We start from the raw sequence: 16570 nt of genomic DNA on the forward strand, positions 1-16570 counted from the left end.
CCGGAGCCTGTCTCCGGTTTTTTTATAGTGCTTTATATAACTCGTTTATTATCTTTTTATCCCATCTATACAAAGTAGCTATAACTGATATAGTGAGTAAAGCAATGTCAATTTTCGTTTTTTCTGCGTCTTAACCCCGCCCATTGCGCCGGGGCCTTTGACCCTGGACGGTAAGCTATGAAATTACAGCAGCTGCGTTATATCGTTGAAGTCGTAAACCACAATCTTAATGTCTCTTCTACGGCGGAAGGGCTTTATACCTCTCAGCCGGGGATCAGTAAGCAAGTTCGTATGCTGGAAGACGAACTGGGGATACAAATATTTGCCCGAAGCGGAAAACACCTGACCCAGGTCACTCCTGCGGGGCAGGAAATTATCCGTATCGCCCGTGAAGTGCTGTCTAAAGTCGACGCCATCAAGTCCGTTGCCGGAGAACACACCTGGCCTGACAAAGGCTCGCTCTATGTGGCGACAACCCACACACAGGCCCGTTATGCGCTGCCTGGCGTGATTAAAGGCTTTATTGAGCGTTATCCTCGGGTTTCACTGCATATGCATCAGGGCTCGCCGACGCAGATTGCAGAAGCGGTTTCCAAAGGCAACGCCGATTTTGCTATCGCCACCGAAGCGCTTCATCTCTATGATGACCTGGTGATGCTGCCTTGCTACCACTGGAACCGCTCCATTGTGGTTACGCCCGATCACCCATTGGCTTCGAAAGAGTCGGTTAGCATCGAAGAGTTGGCGCAGTATCCGCTGGTCACCTACACCTTTGGTTTTACCGGCCGTTCCGAGTTGGACACTGCTTTTAACCGTGCAGGGTTAACGCCGCGAATCGTCTTTACCGCCACCGATGCCGATGTGATTAAAACTTATGTTCGCCTGGGTCTCGGAGTAGGGGTCATTGCTAGCATGGCGGTAGATCCGATTTCAGACCCGGATTTAGTCCGTATCGAAGCCCAGGGCGTATTTAGCCACAGCACGACGAAAATAGGTTTCCGCCGCAGCACTTTTCTGCGCAGTTATATGTATGATTTTATTCAGCGTTTTGCGCCACATTTAACCCGTGACGTGGTGGATACCGCCGTGGCATTACGCTCGAACGAAGATATTGAAGCGATGTTTAAAGATATAAAATTACCTGCCAAATAATTCCCCAGGGTATCTTCGGCGCATCCGAAGATACCCGAGTCATTATTAAACAAGAATTAAACGCATTTCTTCGTCTATTCCCATTCCCGCAAATAAGCCACATCCTGTTAATGGTTATTGTGTCGCAATTAAGAGACACAGCTAGTAAATAATTCGTGGTTGCGCAAACCTGGCGTTTCGATTATTTATTTCAGGTCAAAAGATTAAATCTTTTCTCCTGCTTATTGCGCAATTTTTCTGGCTTTTGAGCTAGAGTTTCTTTAGGATTAATCCCAACTGGCGATTAGTTATACCGATTGTTTAGAAACGTTACGATAAGTGGTGTCGATTGTATGAGGCTAGCAATGTCATCAGGCAGTGAGGAATCGCAGCAGGATCCATCCCTGAAACGCAAGGCATGGATGGCGGTGTTTTTGGTGTCAGCCTTGTTCTGGCTGGTTGTGGCGCTGGTTGCCTGGCATTTTTGGGGGTAGCTATGTCTACTCGGGATAGGGTTCCTGCACCTAAAGTTGTGGCCCGCAACAGCGGCAAACCACGAAAAGACGTTAAGAAAGAGGAAAGCACGCCACCAGAAGGCTGGACGCTGACGAAACAGCAGCAGGCCTTTATTGATTTGTTTTCTGAAGACGATAGCAAAAAACAATAAAATCGTTATTGAATTGTTTATTTTTTCTGCGGAATTAAAAGTGCTTTTTATTTACCGCAGGGTAACCTGTTATTCACTAATAATTACACACAGCAATACATTCTGGTGATTGCTTAATTAAGCAGTCTTGTTGCATATAGTCACATTGAGTTAACGCTATGAATAATCACAATGCCGTGAAATATTGGTCATGGATCGGTGCTTTCACGCTGTCTGCCTTGTTTTGGGTAGAAGTGCTGCGTGTCTTCGCGAATTAATCTTTGTTGAGTGGCTGAACGCCCCGTCTTACTGCTTCGAATAATCCTCCCGATTCGCCTCTCGCCCCGACATTCCGTTGGGGCGTTTGTTTATTCACGGTTTATTCCCTTCGCCTCATTTATCAATTTGGGTTGTTATCAAATCGTTACGGCAAGTTTGTGTTATCTTTAATAGTGACCCTGCGAATAATCAGGGCACTCGCTATCCCTGTCATAAAGGAGGAGCTATGTCGTTAACCCTACGCGAAGCCAGTAAGGACACTCTACGGGCGCTAAATAAAACCTGGCATTACTACAGTTTACCGCTGGCTGCAAAAGAGCTGGGGGATATCAGCCGGTTACCTAAGTCGCTAAAAGTTTTACTGGAGAACCTGCTGCGCTGGCAGGATGAAGACTCCGTCACCCGCGAAGATATTCATGCCCTGGCCGGCTGGCTGAAACAGGCCCACGCCGACCGCGAAATTGCCTATCGTCCTGCCAGGGTACTGATGCAGGACTTTACCGGCGTCCCGGCGGTGGTCGATCTTGCCGCAATGCGGGAGGCGGTTAAGCGCCTCGGCGGTGATGTGGCGAAAGTTAACCCGCTTTCCCCGGTCGATTTGGTGATTGACCACTCGGTGACCGTCGACCATTTCGGCGACAACGATGCCTTCGAGGAAAACGTTCGTCTTGAAATGGAGCGCAACCACGAGCGCTATGTCTTTCTACGCTGGGGCCAGCAGGCCTTTAGCCGTTTCAGCGTTGTGCCGCCCGGTACAGGCATTTGCCACCAGGTGAACCTTGAGTACCTGGGCAAAGCCGTCTGGAGTGAAGAACAGAACGGTGAACTTGTCGCTTACCCTGACACGCTCGTTGGCACCGACTCGCATACCACGATGATTAATGGCCTTGGCGTGCTGGGCTGGGGAGTGGGCGGTATCGAAGCTGAAGCGGCGATGCTGGGCCAGCCGGTATCTATGCTGATCCCCGATGTGGTCGGCTTTAAGCTCGAGGGCAAACTGCGGGAAGGGATCACCGCGACGGACCTTGTGCTGACCGTCACCCAGATGCTACGTAAACACGGCGTAGTGGGCAAATTTGTTGAGTTTTACGGCGACGGGCTTGATTCGCTGCCGCTCGCCGACCGGGCAACGATCGCCAACATGTCTCCTGAATACGGTGCGACCTGCGGTTTCTTCCCGATCGACGGCGTAACGCTGGAATATATGCGCCTCAGCGGGCGTAGCGAAGAGCAGGTGGCTCTGGTTGAAGCTTACGCTAAGGCGCAGGGCATGTGGCGTAATACGGGGGATGAACCCGTGTTTACCAGCACGCTCTCTTTAAACATGCATGACGTTGAGGCAAGCCTGGCCGGGCCAAAACGCCCGCAGGATCGTGTCCCGCTCGGCGGAGTGCCAAAGGCGTTTGCCGCCAGCAACGAGCTTGAAGTCAACGCTTCCCACAAAGATCGTCATCCGGTCAGCTACACGCTGGCGGGCGAAGAGCATCAATTGCCGGATGGCGCTGTAGTGATTGCCGCTATCACCTCCTGTACCAACACGTCAAACCCCAGCGTGCTGATGGCGGCAGGCTTGCTGGCTAAAAAAGCCGTCAGTCTGGGGCTGAAACCACGGCCCTGGGTGAAGGCCTCGCTTGCGCCGGGATCTAAGGTGGTCTCTGATTATCTGGCGAAAGCCAAATTAACCCCATACCTTGATGAGCTGGGCTTTAACCTGGTGGGTTACGGCTGTACTACCTGCATAGGCAACTCTGGCCCGCTGCCCGATCCTATCGAGCAGGCGATTAAAAAAGGCGATCTTACCGTGGGCGCGGTGCTTTCCGGCAACCGCAACTTCGAAGGCCGTATCCACCCGCTGGTGAAAACGAACTGGCTGGCCTCACCGCCGCTTGTCGTCGCCTACGCGCTGGCTGGTAACATGAACATCGACCTGACTAAAGAGCCATTAGGGCAGGATAAAAATGGCGCTGACGTCTACTTGAAAGACATCTGGCCGGGTAGCCAGGAAATTGCTGCGGCTGTCGCGCAGGTGACTACCGAGATGTTCCACAAAGAATATGCTGAAGTGTTTGAAGGTACCGAAGAGTGGCGCAGCATCGAGGTGGCGCGGTCGGCCACCTACGGCTGGCAGGACGACTCAACCTATATCCGACTGTCGCCGTTCTTTGACGAGATGGGCGCCGAGCCAAAACAAGTGGAAGATATTCACGGGGCTAACGTGCTGGCGATGCTGGGGGATTCGGTCACTACCGACCATATTTCCCCGGCGGGGAGCATTAAACCTGACAGTCCGGCGGGGCGATACCTGCAGGGGCATGGTGTAGAGCGCAGAGACTTTAACTCCTACGGTTCGCGCCGCGGTAACCATGAAGTCATGATGCGCGGGACGTTTGCTAACATTCGTATTCGCAACGAGATGGTGCCAGGCGTTGAAGGCGGTATGACGCGGTTACTGCCGGGTGAAGAAGTTCTTTCAATTTATGACGCTGCAATGCGTTACAAAGAGCGGGGCATTCCGCTGGCGGTGATCGCCGGGAAAGAGTATGGCTCCGGTTCAAGCCGCGACTGGGCGGCCAAAGGCCCTCGCTTGCTGGGCGTACGGGTGGTCATTGCCGAATCGTTCGAACGCATTCACCGCTCGAACCTTATCGGCATGGGCATTTTACCGCTGGAGTTCCCTCAGGGCGTCACGCGAAAAACGCTTGGGCTAACGGGTGAGGAAAAGCTCGATATTAGCGGGTTAAACCAACTGAAGCCTGGCGCCAGCGTCCCGGTTACGCTGACCTTTGCCGATGGGCGAAAACAAGTCATTGATTGCCGCTGCCGCATTGATACCGGCAATGAGCTGACCTATTTCCGTCACGACGGCATCCTGCATTATGTGATCAGGAATATGCTGAAGTAAGAAACGACAAAGCCCCTGAAAAGGGGCTTTTTGACGAGATGAGCGTCTTTACTCAGACAACAGATGGCCCATTTTGGCGGCTTTAGTGTCGAGATAATGCGCGTTTTTCGGGTTGCGCCCGACGATGAGCGGTACGCGCTCAACAATGTTGATCCCGGCTTCAGTCAAAATTTCGACTTTTTTCGGGTTATTGGTGAGTAAACGCACGGCATCCACGCCCAGCAGTTTGAACATGTCGGCGCACAGCGTAAAGTCACGTTCGTCGGCGGCAAAGCCGAGCTGGTGATTAGCCTCTACCGTGTCGTAGCCTTTATCCTGCAGCGCATAGGCTCGGATTTTATTCAGCAGCCCGATATTACGGCCTTCCTGGCGATGGTAAAGCAGCACGCCACGGCCTTGTTCAGCAATGTGGGTTAACGCGGCTTCAAGCTGGAAGCCGCAGTCACAGCGCAGGCTGAACAGCGCATCACCGGTCAGACATTCGGAGTGGACGCGCGCGAGCACGGGCTCTTCACCGCTAATATCCCCGAAAACCAGGGCAACATGATCCTGCCCCGTTGCCACTTCTTCAAAACCCACCATCAGGAAATCGCCCCAGGGGGTTGGCAGTTTGGCTTCTGCCACACGTTTAAGCTGCATGTGATTCTCCAGGTACTTATTTTGACACCGTGGTGTCTGCCAGAAGTCTGGCCTGTACGTTAATGTCAGATATTTTGCCATAACGCGCGGTCGTTCGCTTCATTGACAAATTAAAAAGCCATTTTTGCCAATGACGGCCTCGCGGTTTAACCTTCCTGGGCATTTTTCGGTTATTCTTTAAAGGCTTTCATTATCATGAGGTTTTCATGCAGGCAATAGCAAAACGCATCACCACAGGCACAATGCTTCTTTTAATCATGCCGTTAATTGTCTGGTTCAGCGGCTGGGAATGGGCCCCTGGGGGCGATGAAAGCGTGTTAAAAATGCTTTATTGGGTCACTGAGACCGTGACGCAGCCCTGGGGAATCATTACGCATGTTGTGCTTTGTGCCTGGTTTCTGTGGTGCCTGCGTTATCGCCTTAAGCCTGGGCTGATGTTATTTGCTATCCTCGCTGCCGCTATCCTTATAGGTCAGGGCATTAAGTCCGTTATCAAGAACAAAGTGCAGGAACCCCGGCCATTCGTCGTCTGGCTTGAAAAAACTCACCATATCACTACCGACCAGTTCTACACTTTAAAGCGTACTCAGCGTGCGGAACTGGTGAAAGCGCAGTTGGAAGGGCAGGATGAAATTCCCGGCTGGTTACGCAAACACTGGCAGTTCGAAACCGGTTTCGCTTTTCCTTCTGGTCACACGATGTTTGCTGCCAGTTGGGCGCTGTTGGGCGTAGGATTACTTTGGCCGCGCAGGCGGACGTTTACGCTGGGGGTATTGTTGTTATGGGCAACTGGCGTAATGGGAAGTCGACTGTGGCTGGGCATGCATTGGCCACGTGACCTGGTTGTCGCCACGATTATCTCTGGTTTGCTAGTTATTCTGGCGACCTGGCTGGCGCAGCGCTGGTGTGGGCCGCTGACTCCGCCGGCAGAAGAAGACCAGGAAATAGCCGAACGGCATGAAAAAAGTTGAGAATAGTGTTTTAACCCCCATTTCTTATGCATTCGGGGAGGTTAATTGATTCCCCGGTTTCGCCTGAAATGGTAGTTTATACCTCTGGGACTCATTTTTGGCATAGCTAAGCCAGCTGTGACCACATAACGGGATGTCATGTGAAATATTTACTCATTTTCTTACTGGTACTTGCCATCTTTGTGGTGTCTATCACTTTAGGGGCGCAAAACGATCAGGTTGTGAACTTTAATTACCTGTTAGCGCAAGGCGAGTACCGGGTGTCTACTTTGCTGGCCACGCTGTTTGCGGCAGGGTTTATTATTGGATGGCTGATTTGCGGTCTGTTCTGGCTGCGCGTCCGTGTGTCCCTGGCCCGTGCTGAGCGAAAAATTAAACGTCTTGAGCAGCAGGTTACCCCTACTACTGATGTTTCGGTGCCCGTTGTGCCGGCTGTGAAGGAATAATCTTTTATGTTGGAACTGCTGTTTCTGCTGTTACCCGTTGCAGCCGCTTATGGCTGGTACATGGGGCGCAGAAGTGCGCTGCAAGACAAACAGCAGGAGGCCAGTCGCCTTTCTCGCGACTATGTCGCCGGGGTGAACTTCCTGTTGGCTAACCAGCAGGACAAAGCGGTTGATCTGTTCCTCGATATGCTGAAAGAGGACACCGGCACCGTTGAAGCTCACCTCACGTTAGGGAATCTCTTCCGCCAGCGTGGCGAGGTTGATCGGGCTATCCGTATCCACCAGTCGCTTATGGAAAGCGCGTCGCTGAACTACGACCAGCGTCTGCTTGCCGTGCAGCAACTCGGCAAAGACTACATGGCCGCCGGGCTTTATGACCGCGCCGAAGATATGTTCAGCCAGCTTATCGACGAAACCGACTTCCGCATCAGCGCGCTCCAGCAGCTGCTGCAAATTCACCAGGCAACAAGCGACTGGCAGAAAGCCATCGATGTGGCCGAACGGCTGGTTAAGCTCGGCAAAGACAAACAGCGTGTGGAAATCGCGCACTTCTACTGTGAACTTGCGCTGCAAAACATTGGCAATGACGACACGGACAAGGCCATGTCACTGCTGAAAAAAGGGGCGGCTGCAGATAAAAATTGCGCCCGGGTCTCCATCATGATGGGGCGTATTTTCATGGAAAAAGGCGAGTATGCCAAAGCGGTAGACTCGTTAAAACGCGTGATTGAGCAAGATAGCGAACTGGTCAGCGAAACGCTGGAGATGCTGCAGGTGTGCTATCAACAGCTAGGCAAACCTGACGAGTGGGAAACTTTCCTCAAGCGTTGCGTGGAAGAAAACAGCGGGGCGGTGGCAGAGCTTATGCTGTCGAGTATTCTTGAGCAGCGCGAAGGCGCTGAAACGGCCCAGATGTATATCAACCGTCAACTGCAACGGCATCCAACAATGCGGGTATTCCATCGTCTGATGGATTACCACCTGCATGAGGCGGAGGAAGGGCGAGCGAAAGAAAGCTTGATGGTACTGAGGGATATGGTTGGCGAACAAATTCGCACCAAGCCCCGCTATCGCTGTCAAAAATGCGGCTTTACTGCCTACACCATGTACTGGCATTGCCCGTCCTGCCGTGCCTGGTCAACGGTGAAACCAATTCGCGGGCTGGATGGTCAATAGCCCGCGTTTTTTAAAAAAACATACTTTAGTTACAACATACTAATCAATGCTTCATCGTCCCCAGCTTCAGCATCGTGCAACTTTCGCTTAGCAGGGGGCAATCGCGGCTGTAAATTTACCTGGCTGACGAGTAGAATGCTGCCGTTTAACTTTTTTGCGCCGCGCTGGTGCCCAACAGTCAGAAGGTTTTGCCATGAATTCAACTGCGTCATCCTCCTCCCGTGTTGCCACTGAATCGCCGATAGTCGTTGCTCTTGATTATGATAATCGCGATAGCGCCCTGGCCTTTGTCGACCGTATCGACCCGCGCGACTGCCGTCTGAAAGTTGGGAAGGAGATGTTTACCCTGTTTGGGCCACAGCTTGTGGGCGACCTGCAACAGCGCGGGTTTGAGGTCTTCCTCGATCTGAAATTCCACGATATCCCGAACACCACCGCGCGGGCCGTAGCTGCTGCTGCAGAAATGGGTGTGTGGATGGTCAACGTTCATGCTACGGGTGGAGCCCGAATGATGCGCGCCGCAAAAGAAGCACTTGCCCCATTTGGGAAAGATGCGCCGTTGCTGATCGCTGTTACCGTCTTGACCAGCATGGAAGCCAGCGACCTGGCCGATCTGGGCATTACCGCGAGCCCGGCAGACTATGCCGAGCGTCTGGCGACGCTGACCAAAGAGTGTGGCCTGGACGGCGTAGTGTGCTCTGCGCAAGAAGCGGTACGTTTTAAGGCGGCGTTAGGCCGAGAATTCAAGCTTATTACCCCTGGTATTCGCCCGATTGGCAGTGATGCCGGCGATCAGCGCCGCATCATGACACCACAGCAGGCTCAGCAAGCCGGGGTAGACTTTATGGTCATTGGGCGTCCGATCACCCAATCTGCTGACCCGGCGCAGACTTTGCGCGATATTCGCGCCTCGCTGGTGCAGGGGGTTTGATGAAAGACAATAACAGCCGGCTGGTTTACTCCACGGAAACCGGGCGTATAGACGAACCTAAAGTTGAAGTTCAGCGCCCAAAAGGCGACGGCATTGTGCGCATTCAAAAGCAGACCAGCGGCCGCAAAGGGAAGGGCGTATGCCTGATTTCTGGTATTGATGCCGACGATGCGACGCTGGCAGCCATTGCTGCGGAGCTGAAAAAGAAATGTGGCTGCGGTGGCGCGGTCAAAGACGGTGTGATTGAAATCCAGGGCGATAAGCGCGATTTGATAAAATCATTGCTTGAAGCGAAAGGCATGAAAGTGAAACTCGCGGGCGGGTAATTCGGGATAATATTAATTATTGGGCCACGGAAAATACCGTGGCCTTTTATTTTTACTGCTGTTAGTCAGACCTGAAAATTAACACGTAATGAATTCGTCAAAGCGAGTTAGCTTTTGCTGGCGTCCTGCCTTATTTACCCACCTGGTGACCGATAATACCGCCTACTGCCGCACCGCCAAGCGTACCCAGCGTGCTGCCGTCGGTCAGTACTGCGCCGCCCAGCGCACCGGCACCTGCGCCGATCGCCGTGTTGCGGTCACGCTTAGACCAGTTAGAACAGGCGCTCAGGGACATTGCGAGAGTAATAGCCAGCATGGCAGCGGCCACTTTTTTGTTATTTAAGGTCATAATACTTTCTCCAGAATAATTGATTCACGGAAACCAGTCTCAGGTAAGTATAGTAAGAATTCACCACTTTACCGGACGGTTCGTGAAACGATGTCGCGATATAAGCTTAAAAAAGGGCAGGTGCGTTTATTACTCCCTGTTATATCGCTAAATTCTATTCTATTTTTTCCGTATGATTAACACAGGTAAAAACTCTTAATTCCAGCGTGGGAATATTCTGAGAGAGAAGAAGCCCGCGCGCGGCACGGGCAACAGAGACTTAGACGGCGGCGTAGGGGTCAACAATATCCACCTGCAGGTGGACTGCTTTCAGTTGCTCCAGCGTCTCCTGGCTAATTGCGGCGTCGGTGATAACGCGGTTGAAGCGTGAAATCGGGCCCAAAGTATACGGATGCACGTTGCCAAACTTGCTGCTGTCCGTCAGCACAATGGCCTCGCTACCTTTCTCCAGCACAGAATTCACCACGTCGGTACGCAGCATATCGCGCCCGGTAAAACCGGTTTCCGGCAAGAAACCGTCGATGCCGATAAAAGCCTTACTGAAATGCAGCTGCTGGATAAACTGGCGGGTAAGCGGCCCGACCATGCTTTCGCTTTTCTTCTGATAGATCCCGCCGACCAGAATGACTTCACAATCGGTGTCTTTCAGCAAATGGGCGATGTAGCTGCTGACGGTGATCAGCGTGACCTTTTTTTGCTCCGCCAGAGTACGGGCGAGAAGCGCGTTGCTGCTGCCGTTTTCGATAAACACGGTTTCACCATCACTCACCAGCGAGGCGGCATATTGCGCAAGCTGCAGCTTGAGGGTGTAGTTGTTCATCATGCGAGTTTCAACATCATCGCTATCCAGCGGGACGGCAAAACCATGCGTGCGACGAAGGTAATTATTTTTTTCCAGCAGGTTCAAATCCTGGCGGATGGTGACTTCTGAAACGCCGGTTGTTTTCGCCAGAGAGGCGACGCTAACCCGGCCTTGATCGATAACCATCTGCAGGATAATTTGTTGTCTTGAGTTCATGTCAGCCAGTAGTCAGGCGGGGGATTAACCCCGCCTTCTCGTCAAAGAGTATGTTCCGTGCGGGCTATAATATCATCCTGCGCGTCAGGAGATAAGGCCGTAAAGAAGGCCGAGTATCCTGCAACCCTTACCACCAAATCTCGATATTTATCAGGATTTTGTTTGGCTTCCAGCAGTGTTTCGCGGGAGACAATGTTGTACTGAACGTGCCAGCCCTTGTGTGATTCGAAGAAGGTGCGCAGCATAAACATTAATTTTTCACGATCGCGCGGATTATCTAGCGTTGAAGGATTCAGTTTTTGGTTCAATAAAACACCGCCGAGGATTTTATTGGTCGGCAGTTTGCCCACGGAACTGATGACCGCCGTAGGGCCAAGATGATCGGTCCCGGACGCGGGGCTGGCGCCTTCTGCCAAAGGTGTATGTGCTTTCCGGCCATCAGGCGTGGCCATTGTGGCTGCGCCAAACGGCACGTTTGCTGAAATAGAAGAGGTTCCCGCGTAGTATGTTCCGCCAACAGGGCCGCGGCCAAAGCGCGTGTTGTGATAGCGCTTAAGTTCATCAATGTAGGTTTGATAGGCGCGGGCGAGCAGCATATCGACTTCGTCATCGTCGTTGCCGTATTTTGGCGCACCATTGATTAGTCGTTGGCGAAGCTGCTCGCCGCTCAGCCCGGCAAAATCGTTGGCCAGGGCACCCGCCAGCTGTTGCTGCCCTATGATGCCCTGTTCAAAGACCAGTTTTTTTACGGCTGAAAGGCTATTCCCAAGATTGGCAATCCCGACCTGAAGCCCTGAAACCCAGTCGTATTTGGCGCCGCCTTGCTTGATGCTTTTGCCTCGTTCAATGCAATCATCCACCAGCGCCGAACAAAGAATATCGTGCGCGTTTTCTTCCAACACGGTATCTACCACGCATTCGATCTCGATCGATTTTTGCGTGTAATAACGAATTTGCTGGTCCCAGGTTTCGAGGACTTCGTCAAACGAAGTGAAATTGCCTTCAGACAGCGCCTTTTGCTGTGGGAGGAAGATACGCCCGCTGGTGGCATCCCGGCCATGTTCAAGGCTTGCCAGCATCACGCGGGCAAAGTTGATGAAGCTCATGCCGGTGCAACGGTAGCCCCATTTTCCGCCGACGGCGGTTTCAATGCAGCCGATAGCCGCATAGTCATATGCATCTTCCCGGCTGACGCCAAGCTTAATGAATGCCTCGATAACAATTTCATCATTGTTAAACGCCGGCATGCCGAATCCGCAGCGAATCACCTGCACACAGGCATCAAGGAAGTCGCTGCTCATCCCGGCGTGATAGCGAACGCTGAGGTTAGGCTGCGTTGAGCGCAGGCGGCCGCAGGACTCAAGAATGGCGTAGGAGAGCGGGTTAACGGCATCCACCGCCACGCCGTGCACCAGCGTTTGTCCTCCGATGGTGACGTTTTGGTATAACGGACTGCCGGCGGAGGCTTTTGAATGCGAGCCGGAGCGAATTTTATTCACCTCAAGCAGCTTCAGCCAGCAGCTTTGCAACAGTTCAATAGCCTGTTCCCGACTGGTGGTTTGCTGTAATTCTACATCCCGGCGGAACCACGGATAAAGGTATTGATCGAGCCGACCAAAGGAGACGGAGTGCCCGTTGGATTCAATCTGCAGTACAAGCTGAACGAAATAGCTGAGCTGTAAAGCCTGCCAGAAAGTGACCGGCGGATTGCTGGCGATATGTTCGCAGTTTTCAGCGATCGCCAACAGTTCATCCCGGCGTGCCTCTCGTTTTTCGTCGGAGGCCATTTTCTTCGCCAATTCTGCGTAGCGTAATATATGGTCGCTCAGGGCAACAAAAGTCATATCAATGGCCTTCAGGAACTGCTCTTTGTGCAGGTCGTCCCAGTCGGTAAGTTGCAAACGCCCGCGACGCTCGGCGACTTTGTCACGGAACCCGCTAATACCCAGCTCAAGCAGCAGCGGGAAATTAACCGCCAGGTGAGCGTCGCCGGAAGTCATATTGCCTTCGGCTTTTATGATCCCGGTCGCCAGCAGTGCCTTTTGCTCGTCGGTAAACATGCCATAACAGCGATCCTGCACCGTCTGCCCGCGCCACCAGGGGCAAATTTCATGCATGGCCGCTTTATCCGCGTCGGAAATTGAAAAGCCGGCACCCGGACGGTCGCCAAGCTCGTCGATTTCGCTCTCAATCCAACCCACGGTGTATTCCGGGAAGAACGGCGCCCCGCGCACATGGCTTGCCTGGTTGCCGACGATCAGCTCGTCATGTTTGATCCAGATGGTTCGCTCCGCCAGATGATGGGCCAGCGCCATCGCGCGGCGAACCGGCAGCGGTTTATCCTGATGCCGCTGGTAAACGGCAGTGTAGTGGCGGGCACGCTCGGTGCAGACCGGCGGCTTCACGATATGTATCAGCGCTTCTTTGTGCGCCTTTATACGTGGGCTGAGAAAATTCAGGTTCAGTTCGGTCATGATGATTATCCTCTAATCCAGGCTGTCATGCCTTTTTGGCTGGCGTACTGTTCGGCGAAGTGCAGAAGGTCTGGTGCATCAAGCGGCCTGCTGGCGGCCAGGTAGGGCTGCTCCAACAGGGTGTATTTGTTTATCCCTAAGGTGTGATAAGGCAGAAAATGGATAGATTTCGCGCCAATTTCGTCGGCGGCGAAATCGCTGATGGCGCGGATGGAACGTTCATCGGCGTTAAAATCGGGAATCAACGGCACGCGGATGGTCATCTCTACGCCGCGGGCGGCCAGCTTGCGAAAGTTATCCATCACGCGTTCGGCGTTGCCGTCGGTCCACTGCTGAAAGCGCGCTTTGTCTACGTGCTTAAGATCCGCCAGCAGCAAATCCAAAAAAGTTAATGAAGGTGCAATGTATTTCCAGGGCACGTGCAGGCAGGATTCCACGGCAGTATGCAGGTCGGCCTCTTTACTGCGCTGTAGCAGTTCGCGCGCCAGCTCCGGCTGCATAAAAGGCTCCCCGCCGGAAAGCGTAATCCCCCCTCCGCTGCGAGCATAAAAAGGTTTATCGCGCAGCACTGTGGCCATAATAGAATCCGTCGTTTTTACTTCGCCGCAGACGGTCAACGCTTGGGTAGGGCAACACTCTCTCAGTGCATTGATAGCATCGGCGTTGAGTTTGCCACGGGCAATAACCAGTTCATTGTCTACACGGGAAACCACGTCCGGCGCGGCCTGCTGGCAAAGTTCGCAGCCGGTGATGCACAAACGGCGCTCCAGCAAAACGTCGCATTCACGGCTACGGCTTTCGGGATTCTGGCACCAGCGACAGCCTAGCGAGCATCCTTTCAGGAAGACCACCGTGCGGATCCCTGGGCCATCGTGCGTGGAGTAGCGCTGAATATTGAACAGCATGGCATTATCTCTGTTTTGTTTCTTTCGTAAATTAAATTACTTTCGAATGAAAGTTATATTGATATTGATCAGCTAATCAATCGACAGTCGGGTTATGATGCGGTCAATGAGAGATGACTCTAATTCTGGAGAGCGTAATGGAACTGTATTTAGATACCGCAGATGTTGCCGCCGTTAAGCGTCTTGCCCGTGTTCTGCCGCTGCAGGGCGTAACCACCAACCCTTCCATCGTTGCCAAAGCAGGAATATCCCTGTGGGAAGTGCTTCCTGCACTGCAGGACGCTCTGGGGGGCGAAGGTCAGCTGTTTGCTCAGGTGATTGCAAACCAGGCTGATGAAATGGTGAAAGAGGCACAGCTGCTAACCACGCGGGTACCGGGGCTGGTTGTTAAGGTTCCCGCTACACCGGAAGGCCTTGCGGCACTTAAACAGCTTAAAGTCCTCGGGATCCCAACGCTGGGTACGGCAGTTTATGGCGCGACGCAGGGGTTACTGGCCGCGCTGGCGGGCGCTGAATACGTTGCGCCTTATGTGAACCGGCTGGATGCTCAGGGCGGGGACGGGATTCAGATGGTGCAGGATCTCCAGCAGCTTCTGACGCTGCATGCCCCCGACGCGAAAGTGCTGGCAGCCAGCTTCCGCACGCCGCACCAGGCGATGTCATGCCTTCTGGCCGGCTGCGAAGCGATAACGCTGCCGATTGATGTGGTCGAACAGATGCTGGTCACGCCTGCGGTGACGGCGGCGATAGACGGGTTTGAAAAAGACTGGCAGGGGGCTTTCGGCTCATTAACGCTCTAATCATTGACGGCCACCGTTCGCGGTGGCTTTCACGTAAAGCCTATTTAATATAGGAATCCAGCACTTTCAGGATCACATCCAGATCCTCCTCACGCTTCACTTCGTCTACCTCATGCACGATATGCTCCGTCAGATGCCCTTTAATCACCTCGCGCATTAATCCGTTTACCGCCCCGCGAATGGCGGCAATTTGCTGCAGGACTGCGGCACACTCATGCGGTTCATCAAGCATCTTTTTAAGCGCTACCACTTGTCCCTGGATCTTGCTGGTCCGGGCCTTGAGCTTTTGTCTGCCGCGAATGGTATGTGACATGCGGATTTCCCTCTAAGAAGAACCGTATAATTATACTATTACAAATATACTGGGGGGTAGTATTTTGTACTGGGGGGGAGTAGAATTTAGATCCCGCATCTCAGCAAGAATGATCCCAATGACTGAATTCACTACGCTTCTCCAGCAAGGGAATGCCTGGCTGTTTATCCCCAGTGCGATTTTGCTTGGCGCCCTGCATGGTCTTGAGCCCGGGCATTCAAAGACCATGATGGCGGCGTTTATCATCGCCATTAAAGGCACCGCCAGGCAGGCGATTATGTTAGGCCTGACGGCCACGCTTTCCCATACGGCCATTGTCTGGCTCATCGCGTTTGGCGGGATGTACATCAGTCAGCGTTTTACCGCGGAGTCTGCCGAGCCGTGGCTGCAGCTGATTTCTGCCGTCATTGTGCTGGGTACCGCATTCTGGATGTTCTGGCGCACCTGGAAGGGAGAAAAAAACTGGCTGACAGAGTCGCAGGCAAACGAGCATCATCACGACGATGAAACCAAACAAATAGATACCGGCCACGGGCTGGTTGAGCTTTCGATCTTTGAGCAAGGGCAGCCCCCACGCTGGCGTTTACGTAATCTCAGCCGCAGAAAATGGGCCCCGGGGGAAATCTCGTTGGTGACGAAGCGCGAGGAGGTGGCATTTTCCCAGGTCTTCCAGTTTGTGGATTGCGGTGATTACATGGAGTCGACGGCGGTTATCCCGGAGCCTCATAACTTCAATGTCCGCGTTTCATTTGGCCACCGTGGGCATAGCCACGATTACGATCTGGCGTTTCATGAACACGATCATGACCACAGTCATGCGGGAACCGAGGGGCTTGAAGTAGGCTCCAGGGAGTATCAGGATGCGCATGAGCTGGCGCATGCCAATGACATTAAGCGCCGCTTCACGAATAAAGACGTCACCAACGGCCAAATTTTACTGTTTGGCCTGACCGGAGGGCTGATCCCATGCCCGGCGGCCATCACCGTCTTGCTGATTTGCCTGCAGCTTAAGGCTCTGGCGCTGGGAGCAACGCTGGTTATCGGTTTTAGCGTGGGTCTGGCATTGACGCTGGTGACCGTTGGCGTGAGCGCAGCGGTTGGCGTTCGTCAGGTGGCAAAACGCTGGCGCGGATTTAATACGGTGGCAAGAAGAGCACCTTACTTTTCCAGCATCCTGATTGCGGCGATGGGAATTTATATGGCCATCCAGGGATGGACAGGCCTGATTCACTAAGCGCTTTCATTGGAGTGGTATAAAAGAAAA

General features: G+C 53.1%; 18 protein-coding genes. 12 read left to right on the top strand and 6 right to left on the bottom strand.

The features are described 5' to 3' along the window. Positions 1-177: 177 nt before the first annotated feature. The 5 genes from cysB (at position 178) to acnA (ending at position 4958) form a co-directional block, all read left to right on the top strand. Entirely contained in the window at positions 178-1152 is a 975-nt protein-coding gene (gene cysB, locus ACR6JA_RS05505) for an HTH-type transcriptional regulator CysB (protein WP_008461319.1), read from the top strand. A gap of 344 nt (positions 1153-1496) precedes the next feature. Next, on the top strand, positions 1497-1625 hold the full coding sequence (locus tag ACR6JA_RS05510) for a YmiA family putative membrane protein (RefSeq protein WP_008461320.1): 129 nt from the start codon (positions 1497-1499) through the stop codon (positions 1623-1625). Between the two features lie 2 nt (positions 1626-1627). Next, positions 1628-1798: a YciX family protein gene (locus tag ACR6JA_RS05515; RefSeq protein ID WP_250153681.1), complete on the top strand. Its 171-nt coding sequence runs from the start codon at positions 1628-1630 to the stop codon at positions 1796-1798. Between the two features lie 158 nt (positions 1799-1956). After that, positions 1957-2055 (top strand): small membrane protein YmiC, encoded by a 99-nt coding sequence (gene ymiC / locus ACR6JA_RS05520; protein WP_273969969.1) that lies wholly within the window; start codon positions 1957-1959, stop codon positions 2053-2055. Between the two features lie 227 nt (positions 2056-2282). Then, positions 2283-4958, top strand: a complete 2676-nt coding sequence (acnA, locus tag ACR6JA_RS05525; protein ID WP_494493010.1) for an aconitate hydratase AcnA — start codon at positions 2283-2285, stop codon at positions 4956-4958. A gap of 48 nt (positions 4959-5006) precedes the next feature. Here the strand turns inward: acnA and ribA are convergent, their stop codons facing one another. Next, the gene (gene ribA / locus ACR6JA_RS05530; RefSeq protein WP_008461322.1) at positions 5007-5597 is read right to left on the bottom strand and encodes a GTP cyclohydrolase II; all 591 of its coding nucleotides are present in this window, start codon (positions 5595-5597) and stop codon (positions 5007-5009) included. Between the two features lie 206 nt (positions 5598-5803). On the opposite strand from ribA, the gene pgpB reads away from it, so the two are divergent. The 5 genes from pgpB to yciH all read left to right on the top strand — a co-directional run bounded on the left by pgpB (position 5804) and on the right by yciH (position 9447). After that, positions 5804-6568: a phosphatidylglycerophosphatase B gene (gene pgpB, locus ACR6JA_RS05535; protein ID WP_494493011.1), complete on the top strand. Its 765-nt coding sequence runs from the start codon at positions 5804-5806 to the stop codon at positions 6566-6568. A gap of 140 nt (positions 6569-6708) precedes the next feature. After that, the gene (locus tag ACR6JA_RS05540; protein ID WP_494493012.1) at positions 6709-7014 is read left to right on the top strand and encodes a LapA family protein; all 306 of its coding nucleotides are present in this window, start codon (positions 6709-6711) and stop codon (positions 7012-7014) included. A 6-nt stretch (positions 7015-7020) separates the two neighbouring features. After that, entirely contained in the window at positions 7021-8190 is a 1170-nt protein-coding gene (gene lapB / locus ACR6JA_RS05545; RefSeq protein WP_213716179.1) for a lipopolysaccharide assembly protein LapB, read from the top strand. 193 nt (positions 8191-8383) lie between these two features. Then, the gene (gene pyrF / locus ACR6JA_RS05550) at positions 8384-9121 is read left to right on the top strand and encodes an orotidine-5'-phosphate decarboxylase (RefSeq protein WP_494493013.1); all 738 of its coding nucleotides are present in this window, start codon (positions 8384-8386) and stop codon (positions 9119-9121) included. Next, the gene (gene yciH, locus ACR6JA_RS05555; RefSeq protein WP_166873417.1) at positions 9121-9447 is read left to right on the top strand and encodes a stress response translation initiation inhibitor YciH; all 327 of its coding nucleotides are present in this window, start codon (positions 9121-9123) and stop codon (positions 9445-9447) included. Before pyrF ends, yciH begins: the two co-directional genes overlap by 1 nt. 130 nt (positions 9448-9577) lie before the next feature. Here the strand turns inward: yciH and osmB are convergent, their stop codons facing one another. From osmB to ACR6JA_RS05575, 4 genes are all read right to left on the bottom strand, one after another. Continuing rightward, entirely contained in the window at positions 9578-9796 is a 219-nt protein-coding gene (osmB, locus tag ACR6JA_RS05560; RefSeq protein WP_008461331.1) for an osmotically-inducible lipoprotein OsmB, read from the bottom strand. Between the two features lie 259 nt (positions 9797-10055). After that, positions 10056-10814, bottom strand: a complete 759-nt coding sequence (yciT, locus tag ACR6JA_RS05565) for a DNA-binding transcriptional regulator YciT (RefSeq protein WP_166992097.1) — start codon at positions 10812-10814, stop codon at positions 10056-10058. Positions 10815-10855: 41 nt separating this feature from the next. Beyond that, positions 10856-13288 carry a formate C-acetyltransferase/glycerol dehydratase family glycyl radical enzyme gene (locus tag ACR6JA_RS05570; RefSeq protein ID WP_494493014.1) on the bottom strand — a complete coding sequence of 811 codons (2433 nt, stop codon included), beginning with the start codon at positions 13286-13288 and terminating at the stop codon, positions 10856-10858. A gap of 5 nt (positions 13289-13293) precedes the next feature. Then, the gene (locus ACR6JA_RS05575) at positions 13294-14193 is read right to left on the bottom strand and encodes a glycyl-radical enzyme activating protein (protein ID WP_494493015.1); all 900 of its coding nucleotides are present in this window, start codon (positions 14191-14193) and stop codon (positions 13294-13296) included. A gap of 137 nt (positions 14194-14330) precedes the next feature. Here ACR6JA_RS05575 and fsa point away from each other — a divergent pair, with 137 nt between their 5' ends. Next, complete coding sequence (fsa, locus tag ACR6JA_RS05580) at positions 14331-14993, top strand: fructose-6-phosphate aldolase (RefSeq protein ID WP_213716175.1); 663 nt, start codon at positions 14331-14333, stop codon at positions 14991-14993. Between the two features lie 40 nt (positions 14994-15033). Here the strand turns inward: fsa and rcnR are convergent, their stop codons facing one another. After that, the gene (gene rcnR, locus ACR6JA_RS05585; RefSeq protein WP_494493016.1) at positions 15034-15306 is read right to left on the bottom strand and encodes a Ni(II)/Co(II)-binding transcriptional repressor RcnR; all 273 of its coding nucleotides are present in this window, start codon (positions 15304-15306) and stop codon (positions 15034-15036) included. 118 nt (positions 15307-15424) lie between these two features. Between rcnR and ACR6JA_RS05590 the strand changes: the two genes are divergently transcribed. After that, complete coding sequence (locus ACR6JA_RS05590; RefSeq protein WP_494493017.1) at positions 15425-16540, top strand: nickel/cobalt efflux protein RcnA; 1116 nt, start codon at positions 15425-15427, stop codon at positions 16538-16540. The last annotated feature ends 30 nt before the right edge of the window (positions 16541-16570 follow it).

It is taken from the genome of Cedecea sp. B1(4) (assembly GCF_059414925.1).